Here is a 26,702-nt window from a genome sequence, read left to right as displayed (position 1 = left end):
TTCTCTTAACGAGCCATTGGAACTCCTATCTTTGCAGGGCTATGTCTAAAGGCCATATTTTAATTATCGATGATGAAGACCAGCTCCGCAAGCTCCTGAGCCGCCTGCTGGCCCTGGAAGGATATACGCTTTATGAAGCGGCCAATATCAGGTCGGCCATGAGGATCCTGGAAAAGGAAGAAATACATATTATCCTGTCGGATGTGAAATTACCGGATGGTAACGGCGTGGAATTGGTGCGCGATATACGCGCCAAATATCCCGAAATTGAAACCATTGTACTCACGGCATATGGGAATATCGCCGATGGCGTACAAGCCATTAAAAACGGCGCTTTCGACTATATTACCAAAGGCGATGACAATAACCGTATCCTGCCACTGGTAAGCAAGGCTATGGACAAAGCCCGCCTGCAATTTCGTATCCGTGAGCTGGAACAGAAAATAGGCGGTAAATATAATTTTGGTAATATTTTGGGAGAATCTCCTGAAATACGTGCTGCAATCGCTTTGGCCGAAAAAGTAGCACCTTCAGACGTTACGGTATTGCTTTTAGGTGAAACCGGCGCCGGTAAAGAAGTATTTGCGCAGGCTATTCACCAGGGCAGTCAGCGCCGGCAGCAGCCCTTTGTAGCGGTCAACTGCAGCGCTTTTGGTAAGGAAATCCTGGAAAGCGAACTATTTGGACATGTGGCCGGTGCCTTTACCGGTGCAGTAAAAGATAAAAAAGGCTTCTTCGAGGAGGCCCGCGGCGGTACCATCTTCCTGGATGAAATAGGCGAGATGGCCATAGAGCTACAGGCCAAAATGCTGCGGGTACTGGAAACACAGGAATTCTATAAAGTAGGAGAATCCAGGCCCACTAAAACGGACGTACGAATTATTGCCGCTACCAACCGGCTCCTGGAGCAGGAAATAGCAACAGGGCATTTCCGCGCCGACCTGTACTACCGTCTCTCTGCCTTCCAGATATCACTGCCTTCCCTGAATGAACGCCGTAAGGATATCCCGTTGCTGGCCGCCTGGTTCCTGCAGCAGGTAGCGCCTAAAATGAATAAACGCACCAGCGGCATGACACCAGCCTTCCTCCGGGCTTTAGAACAGCATAGCTGGAAAGGAAATATCCGCGAACTGCGCAATGTGATTGAAAGAGCCGTTATTTTAACGGATACGGATATATTGGATACGCCTGTGTTACCATTGGATTTTCAACAGGGCAACACGGAAGAAGACCATTCATTGCGCCTGGCCGACATGGAAAAGAAGCATATTATACGGGTGCTGGCTCACGCCAAAGGCAATAAAACAAAGGCGGCAGAACTAATGGGAATAGGCCTGACCACTCTTTATAATAAAATCAAAGAGTATAATATCGCTACGTCATAACAGCCAGCCTAATAACAGGCACGCCAGTACGATAAAGGGAGACGGCACCCTGGTCAGGGAGAGTAATGCCAGCGTACCAGCCATGATCAACAGGTTGTACCAGGTAGGGGAGATCACAAAAAAGAGGATCAGGGTAGCTGCCCACATAATCCCTACCACTACGGCATTGATGCCTTCCAATGCCCGGTAAATCACCACGTACTTCTTCAGGTTACTCCAGATCGGAAAGAAAAACAGCACCAGCAATAAGCTGGGCAGGAAGATGGCAATAGGCGCCAGCATACAACCCAGGAACTGGTAGCCCATGCCCAGGTTGCGCATGGCCATACCTCCTACATAGGCAGATATAGAGAAAGTTGGTCCCGGTAGCGCCCGCATGATACCCGCACCGGTAAGCAGTTCCTCTGCTGTCAAATATTGCGATTTGGTGCGGGTAACATACTGTTCCAGCATCATGGCTATCAGGATATCTCCTCCGCCAAATACGAGGCTGCCGAAACGGTAAAAGTTTTCGAATAAGTTAAAAGGACGCCTGGTTATCCACTCGTGGGTACGGGCCAGCTCAGAGAGGATACCCGCCAGGATAAACAAAGAGGCAAATAACCAGATGTTCCCCCACTGTATCTTCCGTGGCTTTTCCGCCACATCAGGGATGCGCTTGTTACTAAAATTGGACACTATGCCCCCCAGGATGATTAACGCTGGAAAAGTCCAGGGGGATTTCAGGTAGAAGGCCGTAAACATAGACACCACCATGATGGCAAACGTAGCGATGTTATTAATGCTGATACGGAATGCCCGGATGCCGCCATAGGCCAAAAAGCCCACTGCCATTGGCTGTACGTATTTAAAGATATCTGTATTCAGCGCATTTCTGCCAAAGTATTGCAACAAAAAACTTAACGACCCCATGATCAGGCAGGCCGGCGTTATCCATATTAACAGGGTAATAATAGCCAGTATAACGCCTCCTCGCTTATAGCCAATCAGGGTAAGGGTTTGGGAAGAAGATGCTCCCGGTAGTAACTGACAAAACGCATTGTATTCCATCAGTTCCTGCTCGGTAACATCCTTACGTTGCTGCACAAACGTTTTCATCATCATCGCCAGATGACCTTGCGGCCCGCCGTATGCGGTGATGCTATGTAATAGCACAGCTTTTAAGAAAGGAATATGACGTAGAAGCACAGTGAATTTTAGTGAATGCCGATTGGACGAATTTATAAGGTACTCAAATATCCGGACAAAATACAACCATGTTGCTAATATTGGTAATCCTTCCAGCCAATAAAGGCACAATACTTGTAATATTGGATCGCATTATAACGAATATGGCCTTTTATCCGTTGTGATCAGTTAGTTACATGATAGGTTAATTACCCACCAACATCGAAGAATGTTCGGATCTAAAGAATAACCATATTGAGGGAACCATTAAAGATGACTTGCTTATACGCAGGATATTTACAAAGTCCCGGTAACGATAGTTGCCGGGACTTTGCTGTTTATCACCTTATTTCTTTAATCCTATTTCACGTAAGCGCTCATCCAGGTACTCACCAGCCGTGATTGGCTCGTAAGCCAATGGGTTAGCATCGGTAATGCAGCTTTCCAGGCTGTCCAGTTTCATATTGGATTTTGGATGCAGGAAGAAAGGAATAGAATAGCGGGAGGTATTCCACTTTTCGCGGGGAGGGTTTACCACGCGATGAGTGGTTGACTTCAGGCGGTTATTGGTTAAGCGTTGCAGCATATCCCCTACATTCACCACAATTTGTTCTGGCAGGGAAGTGACCGGTACCCAGTTATCCTGCTTGTCCAGGATCTGTAGTCCATCTGCAGAAGCGCCTACCAGCAAGGTAATTAAGTTGATGTCTTCGTGTTGTTCGGCCCTGATAGCAGACTTAGGCTCCTGTGTAATAGGAGGGTAGTGGATCGCTCTCAGGATGGAGTTGCCGTTATGTATTTTGTCGTCAAAATAATGCTCATCCAGGCCCAGGAACAGGGCAATAGCCTGCAACAGGTATTTCCCGGATTGTTCAAATCCACGATAGGCTTTGAAAAAAGTAGGTGTAAATGCAGGAACTTCGGCAACCTGTACATTATCCGGATACTCAGCGCCAATCGGATCATTGTCTTCCACGGTTTGTCCAAATTGGAAAAACTCTTTCAGATCCGGGGCTTCATAACCTTTCGCATGTTCTTTCCCGAAGGAGGTATAGCCACGCTGGCCGGCCAGTTCCGGGATTTCGTATAAATGTTTGGTATCAAAAGGCAGTTGGAAGAATTGTTGTACATAATTGTAGAGGTCCGCAATCAGCTCATCAGGAATCCCATGATTCTTTACCGCTACAAAACCAACTTCTTCGTAAGCCTTACCTAACTGCTGCACAAAGGCAGCTTTTCGTCCTGCATCTCCCGATGTGAAGTCTGCAAGATCTACAGAGGGGATAGAGTGGGTGGTTGCCATATCTTGAATTATTGTTTTGGAGCGATAAAGGTAGGGAAAAAAGAGCAGTTAGCTTTTAGCAGTTAGTCATTAGCAAATGCAGCGGAGACACGGGTATAAACCGTCCTCTCCGCTGCATTTGCCAACTGCTAAATGCTATCTGAAGTACTGTTCCTCTGCCGGCGTGATGTCTACCACAGCATACCGGTCTACCTGATTGATCAGCATTTCATCCATAATATCCACTACATTTTTATAGTTCGAATGCCTATCTGCTTTGATAAGTACCATTAGTTCATTTTTCTGAAAAGCTTGCTGTACCGTATTTTTTTTATCTATAATGACATCGCGTATGCCTGCATGGTTGGCGTAGCTGGTATAATGTATTTGTGGCGGCATTGCCGGATCAGTGCCGATGCCTTCATACCAGGCAATTTTGTTATCAGGTCCCAGTACTATGGTGAGTGCTTTTTTATCAGGTAATGGCATAGGAGGACCATCTTTAGGCATTACCAGGTCCATGGTTTTAGGCTGTGCCATGGTGGTAGTGAGCATAAAAAATGTGATCAGTAAAAAGCCAAGGTCCACCATAGGTGTCATATCAACACGGGTTGATTTTTTACTGCTGCGGGTGCCGCGGCCACCGCCTTTTTCGGAGGTATTTATTTCAGCCATTGTTAACGGTTTAGGATAAACGAAAAGTGGTTGAAAGCGCTTTCAGATATTAGATGCAGGGGCGGAGAGATTCCATACGTAATTGTTTATCCTGATCAGGATTATCCTGATTTCTATTTCTGATTTTGGAAGATAGATACCTGTAGGAGATAGCCTTTGATAAGGTTTGCCAGACAGGGTTTCATAAAAAAAAGAAGAGCGAAAACTGATGTTTTCGCTCTTCTTTTTTATCTTCTTAAATCAAAATTAAAAATCAGTTTAATCAGTACAATCCTGATCAGGATAAAGTTCGCTTAGAACTCTGCGCTCTTTGGTGTTCTTGGGAAAGGAATCACATCGCGGATGTTGCCCATACCTGTTACAAACAGCATCAGGCGCTCAAATCCAAGACCAAAGCCGGCGTGCGGAGCAGTACCAAAACGACGGGTATCCAGGTAGTAGCTCAGTTCATCTACCGGAACATGCATTTCGTTCATACGGCTTACCAGCTTATCGTAGTTTTCTTCACGTTGTGAACCACCTACCATTTCGCCGATGCCGGGGAACAGGATATCCATTGCCCGTACGGTTTTACCGTCGTCATTGAGCTTCATGTAGAACGACTTGATTTCTTTAGGATAATCGGTCAGGATCACCGGTTTCTTAAAGTGTTTTTCTACCAGGTAACGTTCGTGCTCACTCTGCAGATCAGCACCCCAGCCTTCAATCAGGTACTGGAACTTTTTGTTTTTATTATGCTTGCTGTTCTTCAGAATGTCGATGGCTTCTGTATAAGTGATACGTACAAACTCGTTATTCAGTACAAACTCCAGCTTTTCGATCAGGCCCATTTCCGCGCGTTCCTGCTGTGGCTTTTGCTTATCTTCTTCTACCAGGCGGCTGGCGAGGAAGTCGAGGTCGTCACGGTTGTTATCAAGTATGTATTGGATAACAGATTTGATGAATGCTTCTGCCAGGTCCATGTTATCTTCCAGCTCATAGAACGCCATTTCTGGTTCAATCATCCAGAACTCAGCGAGGTGGCGGGCGGTGTTGGAATTTTCTGCACGGAAAGTGGGTCCGAAGGTATAGATATCTCCAAATGCCATGGCGCCCAATTCACCTTCCAGTTGCCCGGAAACCGTGAGGTTGGTGGATTTACCGAAAAAGTCTTCTTTATAATCAATCTCTCCGTTTTCAGTACGTGGTGGATTCTTCATATCCAGTGTGGTAACACGGAACATTTCACCCGCGCCTTCTGCGTCAGAAGCCGTGATGATTGGTGTATGCAGGTACACAAATCCACGCTCGTTAAAGAAGCGGTGTACAGCAAATGCGAGGGCATGGCGAACGCGGAAGATAGCGCCAAACGTATTGGTACGGAACCGCAGATGCGCAATCTCACGCAGGTATTCCAGGCTAGGCTTGTTTTTCAACTGCAGCGGATATTTCTCCGGATCGCAATCGCCCAGTATTTCCAGGGTAGCAGCCTTCAGTTCTACTTTCTGACCTTTACCAAGGGACGGAATAATTTCACCGGTGGCGCTGATAGCTGCGCCCGTGGTAATGCGTTTTACCAACGCCTGATCCATGTTTTCGCTATTGATTACTACTTGTAAATTATTATTGGTAGAGCCATCGTTCAAAGCTATAAACTGGTTGTTGCGGAATGAACGCACCCAACCCTTAACTGTTACTTCATAATGCGCCTTGTCGTCTGACAAGATTTGCTTGACTTTTACCCTTTGGCTCATAATATATTGTATTTTTAGGAGTGCAAAAATAAGTGGAAAACTTCATAGTATATAACCCGGAACACTACCTTTTCCAACCAGCCTTTGCAAATAAAATGTTAAAAATGGCCGGAATTTTGCAGTAGAAGCCAATAGAAACGGGGTTTTAAGGGTCCCGCTGCCACTCCCTTTTAGCCCGGGAAAGGATTGTATTACAGGCCACTTAGGGGCAATTCAGGGGCAAATATTTTTGGATAATAGTAAAACTTGTTTTAATCTTGCGGTATATTCTGCCTGATTAAGTTCAAATTTCCATCTTCATCGGCAGTTCCTGAACTCAATCATTCCCTATCAAATTTAATAAGCTAATTAAATTTATTGACTCAAAAACAATTATTTGTAATTGGTGTATGTTGGTATGCAGTGGTACCCGCCTCACAACACTTCTAAAATTTGACAACACAGATGATGTACGACATCTTACAACTGAACGACATGCTCGTTCCTGAGCTGCTTGATATTGCAGAGAAACTGGACGTTCCCAACGCGAAAAAACTGAACAAACAGGACCTCATCTACAAAATTCTTGATAAACAAGCAGTATTAGCCTCAGAAGATAACCAAGCCAACGGTGACGAAAAGAAAGCACGTAAACGCAAACCTGTAAAGAAAGAAGACGGTAACCACGGTGCTGAAGAACCTGCTCACGCTGAAGAAAAACCAGCTGCTAAAAAAGCAGTTGCTAAAAAAACAACTGGTACGAAGACAAAAGAAAATGAAGCAGACAGCACACCGGTAAATTCCGCCAAGCCTAAGATTAAAGACTTTGAAATAGATCTTGATAGCATTCCTTCCCTTACTTTCGATGATGATGATGATATCATCATCCCTTCCTTCACAGAAGATGAAGAACCGGAAGAAGAAGAAATAGTGACTATTCCTGCTGCAGAAGAAGAGGAAGAAGAACAGGAAGATGATGACTTTGTGGTACCCGGAGAAATTCCGGTAGCACCCGCTGCACAGAAGAACCGCTTCCCTAACAAGAAAGAACCAGTTTTCAATATAGAATTTGATGGTGTAATAGTAAGTGAAGGCGTACTGGAAATGATGCCCGATGGTTACGGTTTCCTCCGCTCCTCCGACTATAACTACCTCAGTTCACCGGATGATATTTATGTATCTCCTTCGCAGATAAAACTCTTTGGTCTTAAAACCGGTGATACCGTGAAAGGCTCTGTACGCCCACCGAAAGAAGGGGAGAAGTACTTTGCTTTACTGAAGGTAGAAACCATTAATAACAAGTCACCGGAAGAAGTACGCGACCGTGTACCTTTCGATTACCTGACACCGTTGTTTCCTTTCGAGAAACTGAAATTAACTACTACTTCCAATAACTACTCTACGCGTATCATGGATATGTTTACGCCTATCGGTAAGGGCCAGCGCGGATTGATTGTAGCGCAGCCTAAGGTAGGTAAAACCATGTTGCTGAAAGAAGTAGCTAACGCTATTGCTACTAACCACCCGGAAATTTACCTGATGGTAGTGCTGATTGATGAGCGTCCGGAAGAGGTAACAGATATGGAACGTAGCGTAAAAGCAGAAGTAATTGCTTCTACGTTCGACGAACCTGCTGAAAAACACGTAAAAGTATCTGCTATTGCATTGCAGAAAGCAAAACGTCTTGTAGAGTGTGGCCACGATGTGGTAATCCTGCTGGATTCTATCACCCGTTTGGCAAGAGCACATAATACCGTAGCTCCGGCTTCTGGTAAAGTATTGAGCGGTGGTGTGGAAGCAAACGCCATGCAGAAACCTAAACAATTCTTCGGTGCGGCACGTAAAATAGAACATGGTGGTTCCTTAACCATCCTGGCTACTGCCCTGATTGATACCGGTTCTAAAATGGATGAGGTAATCTTTGAAGAGTTCAAAGGTACCGGTAACATGGAACTGTTGCTGGATCGTAAACTGGCTAACAAACGTATCTTCCCGGCTATCGATGTTTCTTCATCGTCTACCCGTCGTGATGATCTGTTGCTGGATAAAGATTCTCTGAAACGTATCCACATCCTGCGTAATCACCTCAGCGATATGAACACAGATGAGTCTATGCACTTCATGCTGCAACATATGCGTGGAACTAAGAACAACGAAGAGTTCCTGATCTCTATGAACAGCTAAGATCAGTTTACCTTATAAAACAAAAACCCGTTACGATATATCGTAACGGGTTTTTTTATGTTAATAGTTATTATACTTTTTCTGCTGGCCAGGTGCAAATGGTTTGGCCGATTTGGTACCATATATTTTTTTCTGCTGACCCGGTGGTAACCCGTGGGGATTGCCTCCCGCTGGCTGTGTAGTAACACAGCTACTATAAATGATGGCTACAGCGAACAACGACAGTAAGAATTTTAGCTTTTTCACGACAGGTTATTTTAGTTAGATAAATGTTAAAAGCAAAAATCCCGCCACAGTATTACTGAGGCGGGATTATCCAATCTATCTAACCTTATAACTATCTTACATAAAACATCATCAGATGCTTAGAATATCCAGTTAACTCCCAGAGAGAATTCTTTAGGGAAGTTAAAATCAAATTTGCTGGTGTTGGTTTTAGCACCGGTTGCTTCCAGTTTGGTTTGGTCGTAGCCATAGCTTAAACCACCGAATGCACCTTCTACCATGAAATGTTTGGTAACGAAGTAAGTGATACCAGGCAGTACATTCACACTGAAACCGTTAACAGTGCTAACTTTGTTATCATTCAGCTTAGTGTTACCGAAGTGGTATCCTGCGTTGGCTTCCGCGAAGAATGCAAATTTGCTCTGACCAATCATGTGGTAGTTACGAACAAATACACCTGGAGTGATGTCAAATGTTTTGGTTTTAGCATCCAAAATGGTTTTGTGGGAACCAAATTTAGTGTCTGCGAAAAGACCAACTACCCAATTTGAATTCAGGGCAACACCTACTTTAGGGCTGATACCAAATTTAGTTTCCGTATCCTTTTTATCAGCGTCTTTTGCTTTGTCCGTGCGGGTTGAAACATTCAGATTACCGCCTAAAATTACATCGCCTTTCGAAAACTGTGCCTTTGCTACTTGTGTGCCGAACAGTGCTACTGCGGCCAATACAATCAACTTTTTCATCTGTCGTTAAATTTAAATATTCATTAAAACTATTCCTGTGTTCTTGATTCTTCTACATACTTACTAGCAATCCTTGTTGATGTCTGGTCGATATCTTAATCCATTAAAGAAAATGGTCAATACGTGTTTTTCACGTGCCATAAAGCATTTCAGCGCTTCCCGGTCGTGAGGATCAAAACCTGCTGCCTGCCATTTGCACCATATTACCCATAAACCGAATAATACATTTACTAATAACTGCGCGGTAAGTTCCGTATCCGTATCCTTGTTTAATTCTCCACTCGCTATCCCTTTATTGATAGTGGTGGAAAGGAATGAAATTTCTACCTGCTGCAATAACTCAATGGTTTGCCGCATCAGGCTGGAGGGAACATCCTTTATCCATTCGTTTACACCAAACAGAAAATGGTATTCCAACAACATTTTTTCTTTCAATTCCAGGTAACGATCCATGATAGCCGTGGTAGATGGTGCCTTTTCCACATATGCCGACATGTCTATAAAACATTCCGCAATCATATTCTCCACTACCGCTACATAGATGGATTCTTTATCCGAAAAATAATAATACAAAGAGCCTTTCGAAATCTCCAGATCCCTGGCTATTTCCTCCATGGTAGTTTTAGACAAGCCAAATCGCTTGAAGCGCTTCAATGCCGCTTCCAGAATCATAGTTCGTTTCTGGTCCTGTTCTGCCATAGCGTATAAGTGAAAACAAAACCTGACTGTTTGACTATTTTGTTTTGCGGGTCAAATGTACAACCAAAAGTAATTCCACCAAATTTTTTTGTTAAGAAATTGTTACGTACTCTCCGCGCAGAAGATCAAAAAGCAGGAAATGACAGGGAAGTAGACATCTTACTAAAAACAAGGGGCAAACATTAAATAAATCAATAACAGTATCCCGGAAAAATTTGAAAATGTATAATTACCGGAAGGGATATACGCAGTTGCAGGTTTTATTTATGCGTCATTTTAAGTACTAAATCACGTTGCCTTCTTTCCGTAATATCCAGCACCACACCGCTTTTTAATACTACTTTCCCACCGGCATTATCAAGGTGACTGATATTAGACAACTGGATCATCTGGCTGTTGTTGATCTGGTAAAAGCGTAGCGTGCTGAAAAGATCTACATAATAGCGGAACGACTGTACCGCTGTAATCAGTACGCCGGTATTTAGGCGGAACAGGCAATTCTCTCCCAACGCCTCTATGTACTCAATGGCAGGGATGTTAATAGTATATTCTTCACCGTTAGTAGCAGGGATAAGCAGCATCCACAAAGCGGGCTTACTGTGATTGAAGTTTTCCAACAGCACGCGGTAACGCTCCTTGTTGTTACCGCCATCAATACGGGAGGATATTAAGGCTACCGCCTGTAACAGGCTTTCTTTGTCGATAGGTTTCAGTATTAATTCTACATCACTAAAACGAATCACATGCAGGAATTTCTTTTCAAAAGCCGTCACAAATACCGCTTCAAAAGGGATATCGGGCATAGTGCCGGCTAATACGTCAAACCCGGTACCGTCAGGCATTTCCAAATCAAGGAATACCAGTTGCGGCTGATGCATCTTTATTTTTTCAATGCCATCAGCACAATCTGAAGCGGTAGCCGCTATAGTAATTTGCGGGCAATACTTCTCCAGCATTAACGCAATAATATCCCGGCTGTTTCGCTCATCATCTATTATAATAGCCTTTATCATAAAGTAACATTAACGGATATACTAATTATAATTGGGGGATCAGTATTTTAACAACGGTACCGCTATCTGACTCATCTTCCGACGATCTGTCTATAATTTCTATATGAATTTCTGTGTTGTACATTTTGTTTAGCAGCTCTGCGCGGTTCTGACTAATTTCCATACCGGACGACTGGTGATGTTTTGGCAACATCCGCAGTGATTTGGAGCGCGCAATGCCGATTCCATTGTCTGCAATCACGCATTCCAGCATGTCTGCCGCCACCTGGTTGAAGAAGATGGAGAGCTGTCCTGTAGGCTGCTTAGGGTTGGTCATACCATGTTTTACCGCATTCTCAACATATGGTTGTAGCAACATGGCAGGGATTTCCAGCTCCGCTGTAGCAATCACGGGATCTACTATTATTTCATATTCCATCCTGTTTTCAAAGCGCATTTTTTCCAATCCCAGGTAAGTATTCAGGTAGGTAATTTCATCTGCCAATGATATAAAATTACGGCGGGAGAAATCCAGTGTTTTACGGATCAGGTAGGAGAAGTCAGATAAATACTTCTGCGCATACTCGTAATCCCGTTGCATTACAAACAACTGAATGGAATTAAGACAGTTGAAAATGAAGTGGGGGTTGATTTGCGCACGTATTGCTTTCAGTTCAATTTCAGTCAGTTTTTTATCGTATTCTGTTTCCAGCTGTATTTTTCGCTGTTCTTCCAGCTCCTGCTTTTTACGCAGGATTTCTGTGGTCTGTTCTTTTACCAGTTCCTCCAACTGCTCGTTCAGCTTGCGTTGCAGCTCTTTATTTTTATTGAGTTGTTTGATCAGCAGCTCCTGTGTCCTGGTTCTTTCCAGGTGCACCAGTTTATTACGGTAGCTTAATCCGGCCAGGAAAAACATGGCTTGCAGTAATACACCACCAATCAGCAACATAGTAGGGGCAGCCAGTTCCCCCAAAGCGCTGAGAAGCCCCAGTGGCCGTATATGCATTAGAAAGGAGCCAAAGCAGGCCAGGTACAAACACACAGATCCATAAAGGAAAAACCGGACCAGCGGATGATGCCTGGAACGTTTTGCCAGCGCAAAAAATACCGCCAGTAAAGGAACCAGCGTGATGAAATATACATAGCTGTATATAATGGTGGGTAGATGATATTGTTCTTCCGCAATACAATACATGCACAGGATAATCAGTCCGCCTACTACGGCCGCTACCCAGGTAAACACCCTTTCCATAAAGGGATAGCGCTCAGTGAGATTGAGGAAGGTATTACCAAACAACAGGTACATCAGGTAAAAGCAAAATAGCAGCCCCGGAATGTCCCAGTAGTATTTCAACATGGGCCACCGGTGAAAAAATGACAACTGATAGGGCTTGCTTTCCAGTCGTAGTGCAAAAAAGAGAATGAGTCCCAGCACATAGGCCGCGAAGTAGATGTAAGACCTGTCGGGCAACTGGATGTAGTTAATGACGGAGATGCTGAAAAACACCATCAGCATCCCCAGTAATACCTGTATGATCACGGCTTCTTTGCGATAGGTATCCAGTTGGGTATTACGGAAGGCGGCGTAGGTAGCACTATTGAACAACGTTGGCATCAGCGCATTTTCGTTGTAAGATTTATTAATGATATGGAGGTAAAACGTACGGAGCTCACCAGCCGGTACATTTACGTTGAAGGCATAGTGATTCCATCTTTCCACGCCGCCGGTATCCAGCATCAATCCTGTTTGCATCAGGAGTTGAGGTATATCTCCGGGAGCTTGTGAATACCAGTACATATAGTCGTGCCAGCCGGAAAACAGTTGACAGAGCAATGGTTTATTGGATTGATTTTTAATGGTCAGGCGTAGCCAGCAATCGTTTACCCGCCCGTTATTTTTAGGGTTGTTATGAAATATACCGGCCTGGTGTACAAAGGTTTGTTCGCTCACCTGTGCCGCCGTAAAAGATTGATGGTGGCTGATTAATGTGCTGATATAGGGGCGCAGGTCCATATTCGCCGCTGCGAAAGAACTGTCTGTTATCAGTGTATCTACTGGGGTCCGATCCGTGTTGGCAAAGGATTCTGCAGTGTAACAGTACAACAGCAGCATTAAAATAATGCGCTTCACAAAGTGTTTTATAAGTTTGGTTATAACAATTTGTCAATAGCTTTGGCCATTGCCTCATCCTTAGTGGTAACAATATCTCCGGCATCATGTGTGCTGAGAAATATTTCTACTTTGTTGTAAACATTTGTCCAGTAAGGGTGGTGATCCATTTTCTCCGCTATCAAAGCCACTTTGGTCATAAATGCGAAGGCCTCCCGAAAATCCTTGAACTCAAAAGCCCGGTAAAGCTTTTTATTTTTTTCTTCCCACATAAAACAGGGATTTTAAAAATGTAAAATAGGGGTCTGTCACGGAAAATGGTCAAAAATATTAAGTGTTGGAGCGTTGTGCCTGCCTTAGAAAATAAGGTTCATCTTATTTTTAATTTCTCTGATATCCAGTAAAGATACTAATTGTACCAGCGGAACGACGCGTAACTCCTCTAATAATTTTTTTACATCATTAGGTTGGTAGTAATCGCCTTTGATCATCCACAGGAAATCGATCTGTTTCAGCTCTGGCAGCAGGAATTCGGCCTGGCAATGATTGTTGTATATATAATGTGCTACTGAATTGGTAGGTTCATGGAACTCAAAAATGGGGAAATGAAAAGACCTGGTTCTTTTGGCGATCGTGATTTCAAGGTGATTATTCACCCGGAAATTGGTGTGGAGCTGACGGTTAATATGCCAGCACAACTGGTAATCACGCGAAGTGGAAGCGATGCCAATCAGGTGGGCGTTCTCAAAGAAATCCTCTACTAATTGGTCCTGGTCCAGCTTTAACTTGAGTATTGTCATATAGAAAAGTAACGCTACACCGCTAAAAAATAATTATGCTTTCTTTTTAATGCTCTTTTTGGGAGTAGGTTGTCCCGGGTCCCAAAATACGGCTTTAAAATTTGCTATTTTATCTTCTTTTACTACTACGCCTTCCTGTTCCAGTAATTCCTGCATCAGGGTAGGAGTGGCAAAATGATGGCGTCCACTCAGCTCGCCTTTGCTGTTTACCACGCGATGAGCAGGCACGGCAGGTTTGGCGTTCCCCGCTGCATTCATGGCCCAGCCTACCATACGGCCGGTTAGCTTTAGGCCGGAAGCGTCTGCAATAGCGCCATACGAAGTAACGCGGCCACGTGGTACGGTGCGTGCTATTTTAAATACCGTTTCGAAAAAGGAAACTTTTTCATTGGTTTCCTTTTTCGTTTTCCCTGCGCTGGGCAAGGAGGGCAGTTCTTTTGGGTTCAGGTACTTTTTCATAATCAAAAGGACAGTGTTTGCAGCCATTACCACAACAGAAGCCCCGGTCGAGGTGAAACTTTTCGGTAAATACCATATAGCCCTGGGCGTTATAGTAGAAATCAATCTTCTCCACCAACGGTTGCTTCATCTGAAGGCAATTTTATGCTTTGCCAGTTCAGGGGAGCGGCAGGCAATTGAAATTTGAGATAACGGATGGTTCTGCCATCAGCCAGGTGCATACCTTCATAGTAGGTCTGGATTTTTAATAATGGCGGAACTTCCGGTAACGCATATACGTCTGGAATATCTTCGATAAGTGTACATCCCGCAGCGGCAATCACTTCCTGAGTGAACGCATAGAGCTGTGGAGAGTCTGTTTTCAGGTTGATGGTGGCGCCCGGTGCCAGCAATGGCTGAAATAATTGCAGGAATTTCGGGTGGGTCAGCCTTTTCTTCGACTTGGAGTTACGCAGGAAAGGATCTGGAAAGGTAATCCAGATGTCTTTTATTTCTCCGGGTGCGAAGTAGTTGTTGAGTTTGTCTATTTGTGTACGTAAAAATGCAGCATTGGGCAGTGGCTCTTCCAGGGCGGTTTTAGCGCCTCTCCAGATGCGGTTGCCTTTCAGATCTACGCCTAAAAAGTTTTGGTCGGGGAATAGCCTGGCCATGCCCAGGGTATAATCTCCTTTACCACAAGCCAGCTCCAATGTAACTGGGTGGCTGTTTTTGAAGAATTCATTCCATTTTCCCTGCATACCTTCCGGGTATATCAATACGTTGGGGAAGGTTTCGATTTCAGCAAATCGTTCTAATTTTTTTTGTCCCATTTGCGGCAAAAATACTGGGAATTTTTGAATGAGCGAGGGATATGGGAAGATGGGGTGGGCGGTGGGGAGGCGAATGCGCCGGTTGCCGGCTCATTGGGAAGTAAAAGGCGACTGCCATCGGGATAAGCGGTGGCAGTCGCTTTTCTTTTTAACAGGGTGTTAGTAAGCGCCCTGTAAAGTGTTATAATAATTGTCCAACGGATTGCCATCCACTATTTTTTTAGCGATGCCACCTTCAATTGGGCAGGTGTAGATACCAGCGTCTTTTTCTTTGTAGTTGGGAGTGGTGCTAACAATCTCATACGCGCCAAACACTATGGTTTTACCGTCTGGGGTAAGAGATGCTTCTTCTCCGACCTTGATTTTGGCGGGCAATGTAATATTTACTTTGGTTTTGCCGGTGCCATCGAGTTTACATGTCCATACTTCTGAGGTAATCTCGTTGTTCGCGCCCTTTCCATAGTTCAGGAACAGCACCAGGTCCAGTTGTTTCAGTGCAGTGGTGCCGGGAGCAGGGGTATCCGCTTTTGCGTCTTTGTTACAGCTCATCTGTGTGATAATCACGGCTGCATTAAATGCCAGCAAAACAAGGGTTCCGAGTAATAATTTCTTCATGATAATAATATAGGTTTATTAATTAAAATATATAATATCATGATTTGAAATTATAACAGAACTATTAGCAAGATAATTAATCAAATGGGCTGTACATCCGTAGCATAGGAAAGCCGAGAGATAGGGGCATAAAAAAAGCCCGTAAGCATGATAACTTACGAGCTCTTTAAACCAATTAAGCTGTAGGAGGAGGAGTCGAACCTCCACGGGGCAGTTAGCCATAGCACAAGTAAGATTAGTGGTCAACCCAATTATACTACGTTTATCCTGTGATCCCCACCCCCGAGACAAGAGGGCATGTCTGCCAATTTCATCATCCCACAATAAGTGAAAACCGTTACCTGTTATTGCTTTTCGTTAACCTGTTTGGTAATGATTATAATGCAAATCTAAAGAGTCGGGTTGTTTCTTGCAAATTTTTTAAGGAAAATTTTGGAATTTTCGATATTTTTTAAATATTTGCATGTAACTTTAAAACATTCAAAAACAAATTGTAAAAATGAGCCACAATTTGAATATTGACAAACTCGATTTACAGATTATCAGTGAGATGATGTCTAATGCGGAGATCTCTTACGCCGATCTGGGGAAGAAATTGTTCGTTTCCGGGGGGACTATCCACGTGAGAATGAAGAAATTGCAAGAACTGGGTGTAGTTAAAGGTACTAAATTACATGTAGATTTAAAAATGATTGGCTACGATGTAATTGCTTTTATTGGTATTTACCTGGAAAAAAGCTCCATGTATGATACGGTAGCCAAAGAATTAAGAAAGATACCGGAAATGGTACGCCTAAACTATACAACTGGCAGCTATAGTATGTTTGCGGAAATTATCTGCAAGGATATTACCCAGCTGCGCCGTATTCTGCACGATGAGCTACAGAAAATTAAAGGTATTGAAAGGACCGAAACCCTGATCTCTCTCGAAGAAAGCTTTTACAGAACCATCAACGTAGTGGAATAACTGATTTTTAAGAAGGAGAAAGCCCTCCCGGTTGCTTTGTCGCTCTTAATGATTAAATTCCACTATGGTTACAACAGAAATTGCCGAAAAAATTCAACGGCTGGAAGAAAAGTACGCCGCTATGGGTCAGAACTTGTCGTCCTACCTGGATGGCCTTCTGTATGCGGACTACCTTACGTACTGGGACTATATTCAGTTGGATGTGTTGCTGAACCTGCAACACCCGCGCACGCCGATTCCTGATGAAAGAATATTCATCATTTATCACCAGATCACGGAACTGTACCTTAAATTGTCATTGCAGGCGGTTGAACAAATCAGCTTTGCGCCCGTACTGTCAGCAGAAACTTTTATTACCCAGCTAAAGAGAATCAACAATTATTTCCGCAGTCTCATTAACTCATTTGAAATAATGGTAGATGGGATGGATAAGGAACAGTTCCTGCAGTTCCGCATGGCACTGCTTCCTGCCAGCGGCTTCCAGAGCGGACAATTCCGGATGCTGGAAATTTGCTCTACCCGGTTAAATAACCTGGTATATGAATCCATGCGTCCGGATGTAGCCCACCTGGATTTAAAAGGTGTGCTCGATCATATTTATTGGAGAAGTGGCGCTACCGAACTGGCCAGTGGCAAAAAAACGCTGACCCTGCGCCAGTTTGAGCTCAAATATATGGATGCCTTCCTGGCCCTGGCTACCCGCTACGAACATTGTAACATACAAGCCTGCTACCTGCGTCTTTCGCCGGAAGATCAGGCGGTAGTGGCTCCGTTATTAAAGGAATACGACCTGAACATCAATGTGCGCTGGCCATTGATGCACTATAAATCTGCCGTGAGATACCTGCATAAAAGGCCGGAAGACATCGCTGCTACCGGTGGTACCAACTGGCAACAGTTTCTCCCACCAAAGAATAAACGAATCGTCTTCTTCCCGGAACTGTGGACAGAAGATGAACTGGCAAACTGGGGTAAGCTGGCCATGAGCGAGTAACACGCTAGATCTGCTGTGTAGTAAATCTTTTAATGTAATAAGCCAGCAACGGTACATCTGCTTTTTCCAGCGGATGTGAAGTGTCCGGCATCACCGTTAATTGCGCCAGGGGCAACGTTTTGTATACCTCAATGGTTTCCTGGAAAGATACCATATTGTCGTGGTCTCCCATCATGAGCATACAGGGGCTGGCTACCTGCGCATAATCCGGGTGTTTCAGTAACGACTGATGTCCCAGTTCTTCAATGAGCTGTGCAGTGCGGGTTACCACTGTTTTCCAGTCGTTGGCTGTATGCCGTGCTTCCAGTACCCGGGCAAATGCCGGTACTTTTTCTTCTATCAGTATAGGGTTTAATTGTCTTACTTCCTTGCCGGCGGTGGCCTCATTCCAGTTGTATTTGGTGGCAAGGGTAATCACGCGGCCGGTTTTTTCGGGGTAGTGCCGGGCCAGGTACATAGCTACATAGCCCCCCATGCTGTACCCGAAAATATGTACAAAATCCAGTTGTTTGCTTTCCAGGTAAGACAACACTTCGGCTGCAAATACCTGTATGCTGAATCCCTGTTCTGAAAAAGGAACATCGCCATGGCCGCTGAAATTAAGGGTATGCACATCGTAATGTTCGGCCAACGCGGCCGCCAGTGGCTGAAATTGAGAGGCTGCGCCTAAAGCGCCATGTAACAAAAGTATGGGGAGTTTATTAGTTTGCATTGATTAAATCTAGTACAAACATTTTGGAATAAAAAGCAGAAAGCGGAAAGCAGAAAGCAAAAAGCCATTGAAGCGGATGATTAGAGCGTATTTGATTCCTCTGCCAGCTCCATTTGGTTTAAAAAATTACATAAATCATCCGCTTCAATGGCTTTTTGCTTTCTGCTTTCCGCTTTCTGCTTTCTGCTCCATATCAAATTGTTCCCATATTTTTTTATTATGTTTGCATAGATGTTGCCGATTAATTTTCTTCACTAAGATGTCCCATCATCAAATAATGTTTTTTTAAATACTAATAATGGAATACAATACCACGCGTAATTACCTGATAATGAAGGAATATGGCAGGAATATCCAGAAAATGGTGGAATACCTGGTAACCATAGAAGACGACGATGAGCGTCAGCGTAATGCCATGGCAGTAATAGAGCTCATGGGTACGCTGAATCCGCATTTACGTAATGTGGAAGACTTCAGGCATAAATTATGGGACCATATTTTTAACATCTCCGGTTTTACCCTGAAAGTGGAATCACCTTATCCGATTCCCACCATCGAAAAATTAAGAGCAAAACCCGACAGACTTTCTTACCCTAAGAAATATCCCAGGAACCGTCACTTCGGTAAAAACCTGGAAATGATCATAGATAAAGCTGTACATGAAGAAAATCCGGAGAAAAAAGAAGGATTTACCCAGTGTATAGGAAATTATATGAAACTGGCTTATACCAACTGGCATAAAGAAAGTGTACACGATGATGCTATCAAAGCGGAATTGCTGGCTATTTCCGACAACCAGCTGGAATACCATCCGGGTCACACTTCCCACGTTGCCAGCAGCAACCCTACCAATTTCAATGCGGGTGGTGGTAATGTAGCCGGTGGAGGAGAACAGTTCCGTTCTACCAACAAACGCAAAAGCTTCCAGCAAAATAAATTCAAAAGCGGTAACAACAGCGGCGGCGGCAAAAACAATAACAACAAGCACAATAACAAATACAACAAAAACAGGAACAAGTGAGTAGTGCTTTTGAAGTAAGAGGCGGCAACCGCTTAAAGGGGGAAATTATACCCCAGGGTGCCAAAAACGAAGCTTTACAAATCATCAGTGCAGTGATGCTGACTCCTGAAAAGGTAAGCATCACCAATATTCCGGATATCGTAGATGTAAATCTGCTGATAGAGTTGTTAGGAGATGCAGGTGTAAAAATAAATCGTATAAGTCGCGATACATGCGAGTTCCAGGCAGACGCAGTAGATCTGAAATACCTGGAAAGTCCCGAGTTTAAAAAGAAATCCGGCCGTCTCCGTGGATCAGTTATGATTGCAGGACCGCTATTGGCCAGATTTGGCCGGGCATTCATTCCTAAACCTGGTGGTGATAAAATCGGCAGACGCAGACTGGATACCCATATCATCGGTTTCGAGAAACTGGGCGCCCGCTTTGTGTATGATGCCGATGATAACTATTTCCGCCTGGAAACAGTAGGAGGACTCAAAGGCACTTATATGCTGCTGGATGAACCCAGCGTAACAGGTACCGCCAACATTGTAATGGCAGCAGTACTGGCAGAAGGTATTACTACTATCTACAATGCGGCCTGTGAGCCTTATCTGCAGCAGCTTTGCAAAATGCTGAACCGCATGGGAGCCCGCATTAGTGGGGTAGGATCTAATTTACTTACCATTGAAGGTGTAAAGGAACTGGGTGGCTGCGAACACGCTATGTTGCCGGATATGATTGAAATCGGCTCCTTCATTGGTCTCGCGGCAATGACACAAAGCGAAATCACCATTAAAAATGCAGGCGTTGAAAACCTCGGTATTATCCCCGAAAAGTTCCGCCAGTTAGGTATACAGATGGAGATTCAGGGAAACGATATTTATATCCCTTCCCAGGACTCCTACGAAATACAAACATTCCTGGATGGTTCTATCCTGACTATTTCAGACCATCCATGGCCTGGCTTTACGCCGGATCTGTTGAGCATTGTGCTGGTAGTAGCCACACAGGCCAAGGGGAGTGTGATGATTCACCAGAAAATGTTTGAAAGCCGTTTGTTCTTCGTGGACAAACTGATAGATATGGGTGCCCAGATCGTTTTATGCGATCCACACCGCGCTGTGGTAATCGGTTTAGGCCGTCAGCACGCATTACGTGGCATTACTATGTCATCGCCGGATATCCGTGCCGGTGTATCCCTCCTGATTGCCGCCCTCAGCGCAGAAGGAAAGAGCACTATTCAGAATATCGACCAGATAGACCGTGGTTACCAGTACATCGATGAGAGGTTGAGAAAACTGGGAGCAGATATCAAGAGAGTATAAGCATATTGCAAAAATATAAGCACGTCATATTTTCTGAAATATGGTGGGCGAAAGGGCTAAAGCCAGTACAACCCAAAAACCGGTAAAACATTTTGCCCGTTTTTGGGTTGTGCATTTGAAGTTACCCGCAACATTGATTGTATTATTATAATAATGGAAAAAAAGATTATCATCGTTACTGCACCTTCGGGGGCAGGTAAGACCACTATCGTTAAAAAACTGTTGGCAAATATGCCGGTACTGGCTTTTTCTATTTCTGCCAGTACCCGTACACCGCGGGCTACAGAGGTACACGGAAAGGATTACTACTTCCTGTCTACCGATGAATTCCATCAGCAAATAGAGGAGAATGCTTTCGCAGAATACGAAATGGTATATGCCGGTAAATATTATGGTACGCTGAAAAGTGAACTGGAGCGAATCTGGAACAACGAGCAGATCCCTATGGTCGACATTGATGTGAAAGGAGCTTTATCTATCAAAGAAAAATATCACCAGAACGCGCTCACTATTTTCATACAGCCGCCATCGTTAGATGCTTTGCGGGTACGACTCAGCGAAAGAGGAACAGAAACCCAGGCTTCGCTGGATGAACGTTTGGCAAAAGCCCGCTATGAGCTTTCTTTCGCCCATGAATTTGATCAGATTGTTATCAACGATCAACTGGAAAAAGCGTATGAAGAAGTAAAAAAGCTGGTAACAGATTTTTTAAATATAAAGTAGCGGCGTGATCGTTGGTTTTCCTAATTCGTTATTTTTGTTAGGATGGACGGATACACAATCATTATTCTGATTTTCCTGGTATTGCTGGCAGGCTTCTTCGCTGGTATTGAAGCCGCCTTTGCCAATGTTAATAAACTTAGCATTGAGCTCAAAAAGAAGCAAGGCCGGGCTACCGGTAAAATTTTAGCCGGTTTGAATGAAAACCCCAGTCGTTTCCTGGCCACCAGCCTGGTAGGATTCACTATTACGGTAGTCATTTATGGCATCATGGTGGCAGGTGTATTCCAGCCGGCATGGGACGCTTTCATGGGGCAATCGGCCGCAGCTGGTATGCAGCCCTTTGTTATTTTCGTGGAAGTAATACTGGCTTCCTTCATAATGCTCTTCCTGGGCTTCTTTGTGCCAAGGGCGATTTTCAGATCCAGGCCCGAAGCATTGCTGGGCTTTTTCGCATTACCTATTTCATTACTCGCCAAACCACTGTATGTAATTGGTAATGTACTCGTATCAATATCCGAGTGGATGTTGAAATATCTCTTTAATGTACGTTTGGTCGAGAACGGAGAATCCTTTACCCGCGTGGATGTAGAGCATTTCGTTCGCCAGTCGCAACAGCACCTGGGAGAAAATAACCAGGAATTGAATACCGAGTTGTTTGAAAACGCTTTATCGCTGGCGCACGTAAAAATCCGTGGCTGTCTTATTCCGCGTAAAGAAATAGAAGCGCTGGAAATGCACCGCCCGATTGAAGATGCAAGGAAAAAATTCATGGATACCAAGCTCTCAAAAATTGTGATCTACGAAGGTACCATCGATAATATCCTGGGTTATATCCATCAGTTGGATATGTTCAAGGACCCGAAAGACATTAACAGCATCATTCATCCTATTCTGGCGGTTCCTGAAACCATGAGCGCCATAGACCTTCTCAGCAAGTTCAATAAGGAACGTAAAAGCATTGCATGGGTGGTGGATGAATTTGGTGGAACAGCGGGTATTGTTACCATTGAAGATGTATTGGAAGAAATTTTCGGCGAAATAAAAGATGAACATGATGAAGAAGAGTTTGTAGAAAAGCAGATCGCCGAAAAAGAATATATTTTTTCAGGAAGATTAGAGCTTGATTACTTGAATGAAAGGTATGGGCTGGATTTCCCGGAAGATGAAAGTGAAACATTATCAGGATACATAATCAACCACCACGAAACCATTCCAAAGATCAAGGAACGTATTATAATTGACGATTATGAGTTTGATATTCTGAATGTTACGGATACCAGGATCGAAATGGTGAAGATGAAGATGTTGGTATAGACGTACCCGTTAAATTAGTTGACTTATCCGATATTAATATGATATAAATTTTTTTATAATGTTCGGATTAACGAGACAATAACAAATTTGCTAAAACGTTTTTAAAAAAAGTAGTAGGAATTTAACACGGATTGTATACATTTGCTTCAGATGATGTAACACAATGATTTGATTTTTGTTAAAAGGTTGTAAAAAAAGTGTTCCAACATTGATAATAAAATAATTCTTGTTATTTTTGTATTACAAATAAAGCGCGACCAGGGATTCTTACTTATACTGAACGCTTGCCATCAATTAGGTAAGTAGTTTAACTGGAAGCTAAAGACATTCTCGAATTCAACTTTTTTGGGGTTAACAAACAATGGATGAAAGGCCGGCTCTTGATTCTTCTCGGGCTGGCTCTTTTTTTTACCCTCACTGATCTCTCTTCTTCCCCTTTCTACGCATTATCTTCTACTATCTACTTAAAGCAATATTAAAATAGGCTACTTTATGTGTGTGCTACTGTAATTTGTAGTATGCAACAGCTATATTTGTGATCCTTAAAGAGAAACTGTATTCACATCGTTCGACCGTATAAAGTATGTTTAAGAAATTATTTTCGAATAACGAGGATAAGGCAGAAATGTCTTTCTTTGACCACCTGGAGGATCTACGGTGGCACCTTGTCAGATCAGCCTTGGCAATTGTGGCGTTTAGTATATTTGGATTTGTATATACACAGGAAATTCTTGACTACGTCATCTTCGGACCTACTAACGCGTCTTTCCCATCTTATGTAGCACTGTGTAAAATTGGTCACTGGGTGGGATTAGGCGATCAGCTCTGTATTACGCCTGTAAAGGTTCAGTTTTTGAACTATAAAATGGTGGGGCAGATTATGCTGCAATTTAAACTGGCCTTCATGATTGGCTTCGTTTGTGCCTTTCCTTACATTTTCTGGGAGTTCTGGCGCTTCGTTAAGCCGGCCCTGAAAGAAAAAGAGCTGAAAGGTGCCAGAGGCGTTATTTTCTGGGTATCTTTTCAATTCTTCCTCGGAATCGGTTTCGCTTACTTCCTGATGGCGCCTTTTACCATCAACTTCCTCGCATCTTATACGGTTACTACTAAAGCCGTGAACCAGTTTTTCATAGATGATTACTTTGACCTGATGACCCAGATTGTACTGGGTATGGGCCTGTTGTTTGAATTGCCTATCCTGGTATTTTTCCTCACCAAACTAGGCATCCTTACACCGGATTTCCTCCGTTCCTACAGACGCCACGCCATTGTGGTGATCCTGATCCTGGCCGCCGTTATTACGCCGCCGGATATCATTGATCAGTTGATCGTATTCGTACCTTTATACTGTCTGTATGAAATCAGTATCTTTATATCAAAGAAAGCGCTGAAAGACCGTGAAGACAAAATGACCAAAACAGAAGTAGAAGAGTGGTCTTAATTATCTCTAACTGAAAACAAGTAACTGAAATGGAAAATACAATATTCAATCTTACGCTGCCTGTAGCTATTGGTTCAGATCACGCAGGGTTTGAGTATAAAGAAGAAGTCATTTCTTTCCTGGAATCAAAAGGCTTGCAGGTAAAGGATTACGGCACACATTCAAAAGATTCTGTAGACTATCCGGATTATGCACATCCGGTGTCTACGGCGGTAGAAAGAGAACAGGCTGCCTTTGGTATCCTGATTTGTGGCAGCGCCAATGGCGTGGCTATTACCGCCAACAAACACCAGGGCATCCGCGCTGCTATTTGCTGGGGCGCAGAGTTGTCGAGACTGGCACGTTCTCATAATAACGCCAACGTGCTGTGTATCCCGGCCCGCTTTGTAGATATTCCGGTAGCTACTGAAATGGTGGAAACATTTATCAGTACTCCTTTTGAAGGAGGACGCCACCAGGACAGAGTGCGTAAAATGGTTTGCCTGTAAAGGTTGGCAGCCATATATCACTTTTTACTGTAACGAATACACGAAAATGTAGTAATATTAAAGAGCCGGCTTTCAACCGGCTCTTTTTATTTATATCATCCGTCATTAAAAAAACACTCCATGAGGGTTGCGCTGGTTGCCATCTGTATGTTATTTATTTCTGTTGCACAAGCACAGCTCAATACTGCTGTGGATTACAACACAGTAGCTGCCAGGTATGGCGAAACCATTACCGCCGAAGGCCTGAGCCGCCAACTGCATATCATTGCAGGTCCCGCCATGGAAGGAAGAGAGACAGCCACACCAGGCCAGGCAAAAGCTGCCGCATATATTATCAGCCAGTTCCAGGCTGCCGGTCTGAAGCCAGGAGCTAACGGCAAATGGGAGCAGTTCTATCCGTTATATTCAGATAGCCTCCGCCAAAGCACTATTACTGTGCAAAACAAAACCTTTTTGTATGGACATGATTTCCTGGCAGACCTGCGCTCCGGACAGTCGCAGAATATCAATGCCACACATGTCATCTATGCCGACCGGGGAATTGTTAGCGGCGATTATGACGACTATGGTACGCTGGATGTAAAAGGCCAGGTAGTCATGATCAGAGATGTGATGAAGAAAGGACTGGCCAACGATAAAGGCACCCTGCAGGATAAAATTAGAATAGCCGGAGAAAAAGGCGCTGCCGCCATCCTGGTGATTTCCCCGTCTGCCGGTCGCTTCAGCGCATTAAATCAGCAAAAATTACGTACTACCGGGCTTTACTGGGAAAAAGATACCATCCATAAACCCAATACCTACTTCATTACGCCCACACTGGCAGCAGCTATAATGGGGATCAACCACAGTGAATCCCTGCTGGAAGACCTGGAAAAGGGGAAAAAGATACCTGCTACCGTTAAAACGCCTGTTCACATTTTGTTTGATAAAATAGCTACGGTACTGCATCCGTCTAACGTATTGGCTTACCTGGAAGGCACGGACAAAAAAGAGGAAGTGGTGTTTATTACCGCACATTATGATCACCTGGGAAAAAATGGAGATAAAATCTTTTATGGTGCCGATGATGATGGATCTGGTACCAGTGCTGTAATTGAGATTGCTGCCGCCTTCGCCCGCGCGAAAAAAGAGGGGCATGGCCCACGCCGAAGCATGGTATTTATGACCGTGTCCGGAGAAGAAAAAGGACTGCTGGGATCAGCCTATTATACAGACCACCCCATTTATCCCCTGGCCAATACGGTCACCGATCTGAATATTGACATGATTGGCCGCATAGATCCGGCGCATGAAAAAGATACGAACTACCTGTATATTATTGGTGACAATAAGCTCAGCTCAGAACTGCGGCCTATCAATGAAAAGGCCAATAATACCTATACCGGGCTTAAACTGGATTATAAATACAACGATCCCAATGATCCGGAAGCCTTCTATTACCGGTCAGACCATTACATGTTTGCACAGCACAACATTCCGATTATCTTCTATTTCAACGGCACACATGCGGATTACCACGAGCCTACAGATACCGTGGATAAGATCAGCTATGCACTGCTGGCAAAGCGGGCCCGCCTCGTTTTTTATACCGCCTGGGATATTGCTAACAGGGAACACAAATTGATTGTAGACCGGCACGAAAAGTAAATATCAAGCGTACTCTGTAGTAAGGAGACTTAAAATGCAGTACTTTCTATTGTTTTAGATAGTAAGGAAACCTATTTGTTTATTTTAACAAAATTTTTTAAATTGTGTAGAGCGTCTTTTGCGCTAAGAGTCAATACATACTTTCTTTCAGATTTATAGTATGGCGCATGTAGGAATCCGTTCGGTAAAATGTTATCAGGCCATTATTTTTTGTTGAGAATCTGGCTG

27 protein-coding genes are annotated in these 26,702 nt (G+C 43.9%); 11 read left to right on the top strand and 16 right to left on the bottom strand.

The window, feature by feature from the left end:
• Nucleotides 1-41 precede the first annotated feature (41 nt).
• Entirely contained in the window at nt 42-1,385 is a 1,344-nt protein-coding gene (locus tag J7623_RS24495; RefSeq protein WP_291925389.1) for a sigma-54 dependent transcriptional regulator, read from the top strand.
• Here J7623_RS24495 and chrA read toward each other — a convergent pair.
• From chrA to asnS, 4 genes are all read right to left on the bottom strand, one after another.
• Nucleotides 1,380-2,540, bottom strand: coding sequence for a chromate efflux transporter (gene chrA, locus J7623_RS24490; RefSeq protein ID WP_291925793.1), 1,161 nt, complete (start codon nt 2,538-2,540; stop codon nt 1,380-1,382). The genes J7623_RS24495 and chrA overlap by 6 nt on opposite strands.
• 358 nt (nt 2,541-2,898) lie before the next feature.
• On the bottom strand, nt 2,899-3,855 hold the full coding sequence (locus J7623_RS24485; protein WP_291925387.1) for a 2-oxoglutarate and iron-dependent oxygenase domain-containing protein: 957 nt from the start codon (nt 3,853-3,855) through the stop codon (nt 2,899-2,901).
• A gap of 135 nt (nt 3,856-3,990) precedes the next feature.
• The gene (locus tag J7623_RS24480) at nt 3,991-4,509 is read right to left on the bottom strand and encodes a biopolymer transporter ExbD (RefSeq protein ID WP_291925384.1); all 519 of its coding nucleotides are present in this window, start codon (nt 4,507-4,509) and stop codon (nt 3,991-3,993) included.
• Nucleotides 4,510-4,802: 293 nt separating this feature from the next.
• Nucleotides 4,803-6,242: an asparagine--tRNA ligase gene (gene asnS, locus J7623_RS24475; RefSeq protein WP_291925381.1), complete on the bottom strand. Its 1,440-nt coding sequence runs from the start codon at nt 6,240-6,242 to the stop codon at nt 4,803-4,805.
• A 444-nt stretch (nt 6,243-6,686) separates the two neighbouring features.
• Between asnS and rho the strand changes: the two genes are divergently transcribed.
• Nucleotides 6,687-8,405: a transcription termination factor Rho gene (rho, locus tag J7623_RS24470; RefSeq protein ID WP_366839717.1), complete on the top strand. Its 1,719-nt coding sequence runs from the start codon at nt 6,687-6,689 to the stop codon at nt 8,403-8,405.
• Nucleotides 8,406-8,465: 60 nt separating this feature from the next.
• Here the strand turns inward: rho and J7623_RS24465 are convergent, their stop codons facing one another.
• The 11 genes from J7623_RS24465 to J7623_RS24415 form a co-directional block, all read right to left on the bottom strand.
• Nucleotides 8,466-8,651 carry a hypothetical protein gene (locus J7623_RS24465; protein ID WP_291925379.1) on the bottom strand — a complete coding sequence of 62 codons (186 nt, stop codon included), beginning with the start codon at nt 8,649-8,651 and terminating at the stop codon, nt 8,466-8,468.
• Nucleotides 8,652-8,770: 119 nt separating this feature from the next.
• Nucleotides 8,771-9,376, bottom strand: coding sequence for an outer membrane beta-barrel protein (locus tag J7623_RS24460; RefSeq protein WP_291925376.1), 606 nt, complete (start codon nt 9,374-9,376; stop codon nt 8,771-8,773).
• Nucleotides 9,377-9,439: 63 nt separating this feature from the next.
• Complete coding sequence (locus tag J7623_RS24455) at nt 9,440-10,075, bottom strand: TetR/AcrR family transcriptional regulator (RefSeq protein WP_291925374.1); 636 nt, start codon at nt 10,073-10,075, stop codon at nt 9,440-9,442.
• A gap of 260 nt (nt 10,076-10,335) precedes the next feature.
• Nucleotides 10,336-11,088: a response regulator gene (locus J7623_RS24450; RefSeq protein WP_291925371.1), complete on the bottom strand. Its 753-nt coding sequence runs from the start codon at nt 11,086-11,088 to the stop codon at nt 10,336-10,338.
• 25 nt (nt 11,089-11,113) lie between these two features.
• On the bottom strand, nt 11,114-13,198 hold the full coding sequence (locus J7623_RS24445; RefSeq protein ID WP_291925369.1) for a histidine kinase: 2,085 nt from the start codon (nt 13,196-13,198) through the stop codon (nt 11,114-11,116).
• 20 nt (nt 13,199-13,218) lie between these two features.
• Nucleotides 13,219-13,449 carry a 4a-hydroxytetrahydrobiopterin dehydratase gene (locus J7623_RS24440; RefSeq protein ID WP_291925366.1) on the bottom strand — a complete coding sequence of 77 codons (231 nt, stop codon included), beginning with the start codon at nt 13,447-13,449 and terminating at the stop codon, nt 13,219-13,221.
• Nucleotides 13,450-13,533: 84 nt separating this feature from the next.
• Nucleotides 13,534-13,977 (bottom strand): IPExxxVDY family protein, encoded by a 444-nt coding sequence (locus J7623_RS24435; protein ID WP_291925363.1) that lies wholly within the window; start codon nt 13,975-13,977, stop codon nt 13,534-13,536.
• A 33-nt stretch (nt 13,978-14,010) separates the two neighbouring features.
• Entirely contained in the window at nt 14,011-14,436 is a 426-nt protein-coding gene (locus J7623_RS24430; RefSeq protein ID WP_366839714.1) for an MGMT family protein, read from the bottom strand.
• Nucleotides 14,363-14,566: a DUF5522 domain-containing protein gene (locus tag J7623_RS24425; protein WP_366839712.1), complete on the bottom strand. Its 204-nt coding sequence runs from the start codon at nt 14,564-14,566 to the stop codon at nt 14,363-14,365. Before J7623_RS24425 ends, J7623_RS24430 begins: the two co-directional genes overlap by 74 nt.
• Nucleotides 14,538-15,245, bottom strand: coding sequence for a tRNA (guanosine(46)-N7)-methyltransferase TrmB (gene trmB / locus J7623_RS24420; RefSeq protein WP_291925359.1), 708 nt, complete (start codon nt 15,243-15,245; stop codon nt 14,538-14,540). Before trmB ends, J7623_RS24425 begins: the two co-directional genes overlap by 29 nt.
• A gap of 159 nt (nt 15,246-15,404) precedes the next feature.
• Nucleotides 15,405-15,860, bottom strand: a complete 456-nt coding sequence (locus J7623_RS24415) for a hypothetical protein (protein WP_291925356.1) — start codon at nt 15,858-15,860, stop codon at nt 15,405-15,407.
• Nucleotides 15,861-16,359: 499 nt separating this feature from the next.
• Here J7623_RS24415 and J7623_RS24410 point away from each other — a divergent pair, with 499 nt between their 5' ends.
• Together J7623_RS24410 and J7623_RS24405 are read left to right on the top strand one after the other, a co-directional pair.
• A complete protein-coding gene (locus J7623_RS24410; RefSeq protein WP_079471223.1) occupies nt 16,360-16,827 on the top strand; it encodes an Lrp/AsnC ligand binding domain-containing protein in 468 nt (155 codons plus the stop codon).
• 64 nt (nt 16,828-16,891) lie between these two features.
• On the top strand, nt 16,892-17,821 hold the full coding sequence (locus J7623_RS24405; RefSeq protein ID WP_291925346.1) for a tryptophan 2,3-dioxygenase family protein: 930 nt from the start codon (nt 16,892-16,894) through the stop codon (nt 17,819-17,821).
• A 4-nt stretch (nt 17,822-17,825) separates the two neighbouring features.
• On the opposite strand, the gene J7623_RS24400 is transcribed toward J7623_RS24405, so the two are convergent.
• Complete coding sequence (locus tag J7623_RS24400) at nt 17,826-18,533, bottom strand: alpha/beta hydrolase (RefSeq protein WP_291925344.1); 708 nt, start codon at nt 18,531-18,533, stop codon at nt 17,826-17,828.
• 298 nt (nt 18,534-18,831) lie between these two features.
• Here J7623_RS24400 and J7623_RS24395 point away from each other — a divergent pair, with 298 nt between their 5' ends.
• The 7 genes from J7623_RS24395 (at nt 18,832) to J7623_RS24365 (ending at nt 26,474) form a co-directional block, all read left to right on the top strand.
• On the top strand, nt 18,832-19,554 hold the full coding sequence (locus tag J7623_RS24395; protein ID WP_291925340.1) for a DUF4290 domain-containing protein: 723 nt from the start codon (nt 18,832-18,834) through the stop codon (nt 19,552-19,554).
• The gene (gene murA, locus J7623_RS24390) at nt 19,551-20,861 is read left to right on the top strand and encodes a UDP-N-acetylglucosamine 1-carboxyvinyltransferase (protein WP_291925337.1); all 1,311 of its coding nucleotides are present in this window, start codon (nt 19,551-19,553) and stop codon (nt 20,859-20,861) included. Before J7623_RS24395 ends, murA begins: the two co-directional genes overlap by 4 nt.
• Nucleotides 20,862-21,014: 153 nt before the next feature.
• On the top strand, nt 21,015-21,584 hold the full coding sequence (gene gmk / locus J7623_RS24385; RefSeq protein WP_291925334.1) for a guanylate kinase: 570 nt from the start codon (nt 21,015-21,017) through the stop codon (nt 21,582-21,584).
• Nucleotides 21,585-21,626: 42 nt separating this feature from the next.
• Nucleotides 21,627-22,898, top strand: coding sequence for a hemolysin family protein (locus tag J7623_RS24380; protein WP_291925331.1), 1,272 nt, complete (start codon nt 21,627-21,629; stop codon nt 22,896-22,898).
• Between the two features lie 583 nt (nt 22,899-23,481).
• Entirely contained in the window at nt 23,482-24,339 is an 858-nt protein-coding gene (tatC, locus tag J7623_RS24375; RefSeq protein ID WP_291925328.1) for a twin-arginine translocase subunit TatC, read from the top strand.
• A gap of 29 nt (nt 24,340-24,368) precedes the next feature.
• A complete protein-coding gene (gene rpiB / locus J7623_RS24370) occupies nt 24,369-24,827 on the top strand; it encodes a ribose 5-phosphate isomerase B (protein ID WP_291925326.1) in 459 nt (152 codons plus the stop codon).
• Nucleotides 24,828-24,947: 120 nt separating this feature from the next.
• Nucleotides 24,948-26,474 carry a M28 family peptidase gene (locus J7623_RS24365; RefSeq protein WP_291925323.1) on the top strand — a complete coding sequence of 509 codons (1,527 nt, stop codon included), beginning with the start codon at nt 24,948-24,950 and terminating at the stop codon, nt 26,472-26,474.
• Nucleotides 26,475-26,702: the final 228 nt, after the last annotated feature.

This window comes from Chitinophaga sp., from assembly GCF_017745275.1.
Lineage (GTDB): Bacteria > Bacteroidota > Bacteroidia > Chitinophagales > Chitinophagaceae > Chitinophaga.
Note: the sequence above shows the minus strand (reverse complement) of the source record. Positions and strands in the feature narration are given on the sequence as shown.

Coding starts and splice junctions, on each gene's coding strand:
- J7623_RS24495 (WP_291925389.1), top strand. CDS start 42: ATGTCTAAAGGCCATATTTTAATTATCGATGATGAAGACCAGCTCCGC.
- J7623_RS24485 (WP_291925387.1), bottom strand. CDS start 3,855: ATGGCAACCACCCACTCTATCCCCTCTGTAGATCTTGCAGACTTCACA.
- J7623_RS24480 (WP_291925384.1), bottom strand. CDS start 4,509: ATGGCTGAAATAAATACCTCCGAAAAAGGCGGTGGCCGCGGCACCCGC.
- asnS (WP_291925381.1), bottom strand. CDS start 6,242: ATGAGCCAAAGGGTAAAAGTCAAGCAAATCTTGTCAGACGACAAGGCG.
- rho (WP_366839717.1), top strand. CDS start 6,687: ATGATGTACGACATCTTACAACTGAACGACATGCTCGTTCCTGAGCTG.
- J7623_RS24460 (WP_291925376.1), bottom strand. CDS start 9,376: ATGAAAAAGTTGATTGTATTGGCCGCAGTAGCACTGTTCGGCACACAA.
- J7623_RS24455 (WP_291925374.1), bottom strand. CDS start 10,075: ATGGCAGAACAGGACCAGAAACGAACTATGATTCTGGAAGCGGCATTG.
- J7623_RS24450 (WP_291925371.1), bottom strand. CDS start 11,088: ATGATAAAGGCTATTATAATAGATGATGAGCGAAACAGCCGGGATATT.
- J7623_RS24440 (WP_291925366.1), bottom strand. CDS start 13,449: ATGTGGGAAGAAAAAAATAAAAAGCTTTACCGGGCTTTTGAGTTCAAG.
- J7623_RS24435 (WP_291925363.1), bottom strand. CDS start 13,977: ATGACAATACTCAAGTTAAAGCTGGACCAGGACCAATTAGTAGAGGAT.
- J7623_RS24430 (WP_366839714.1), bottom strand. CDS start 14,436: ATGAAAAAGTACCTGAACCCAAAAGAACTGCCCTCCTTGCCCAGCGCA.
- J7623_RS24425 (WP_366839712.1), bottom strand. CDS start 14,566: ATGAAGCAACCGTTGGTGGAGAAGATTGATTTCTACTATAACGCCCAG.
- trmB (WP_291925359.1), bottom strand. CDS start 15,245: ATGGGACAAAAAAAATTAGAACGATTTGCTGAAATCGAAACCTTCCCC.
- J7623_RS24415 (WP_291925356.1), bottom strand. CDS start 15,860: ATGAAGAAATTATTACTCGGAACCCTTGTTTTGCTGGCATTTAATGCA.
- J7623_RS24410 (WP_079471223.1), top strand. CDS start 16,360: ATGAGCCACAATTTGAATATTGACAAACTCGATTTACAGATTATCAGT.
- J7623_RS24405 (WP_291925346.1), top strand. CDS start 16,892: ATGGTTACAACAGAAATTGCCGAAAAAATTCAACGGCTGGAAGAAAAG.
- J7623_RS24400 (WP_291925344.1), bottom strand. CDS start 18,533: ATGCAAACTAATAAACTCCCCATACTTTTGTTACATGGCGCTTTAGGC.
- J7623_RS24395 (WP_291925340.1), top strand. CDS start 18,832: ATGGAATACAATACCACGCGTAATTACCTGATAATGAAGGAATATGGC.
- gmk (WP_291925334.1), top strand. CDS start 21,015: ATGGAAAAAAAGATTATCATCGTTACTGCACCTTCGGGGGCAGGTAAG.
- J7623_RS24380 (WP_291925331.1), top strand. CDS start 21,627: ATGGACGGATACACAATCATTATTCTGATTTTCCTGGTATTGCTGGCA.
- tatC (WP_291925328.1), top strand. CDS start 23,482: ATGTTTAAGAAATTATTTTCGAATAACGAGGATAAGGCAGAAATGTCT.
- rpiB (WP_291925326.1), top strand. CDS start 24,369: ATGGAAAATACAATATTCAATCTTACGCTGCCTGTAGCTATTGGTTCA.
- J7623_RS24365 (WP_291925323.1), top strand. CDS start 24,948: ATGAGGGTTGCGCTGGTTGCCATCTGTATGTTATTTATTTCTGTTGCA.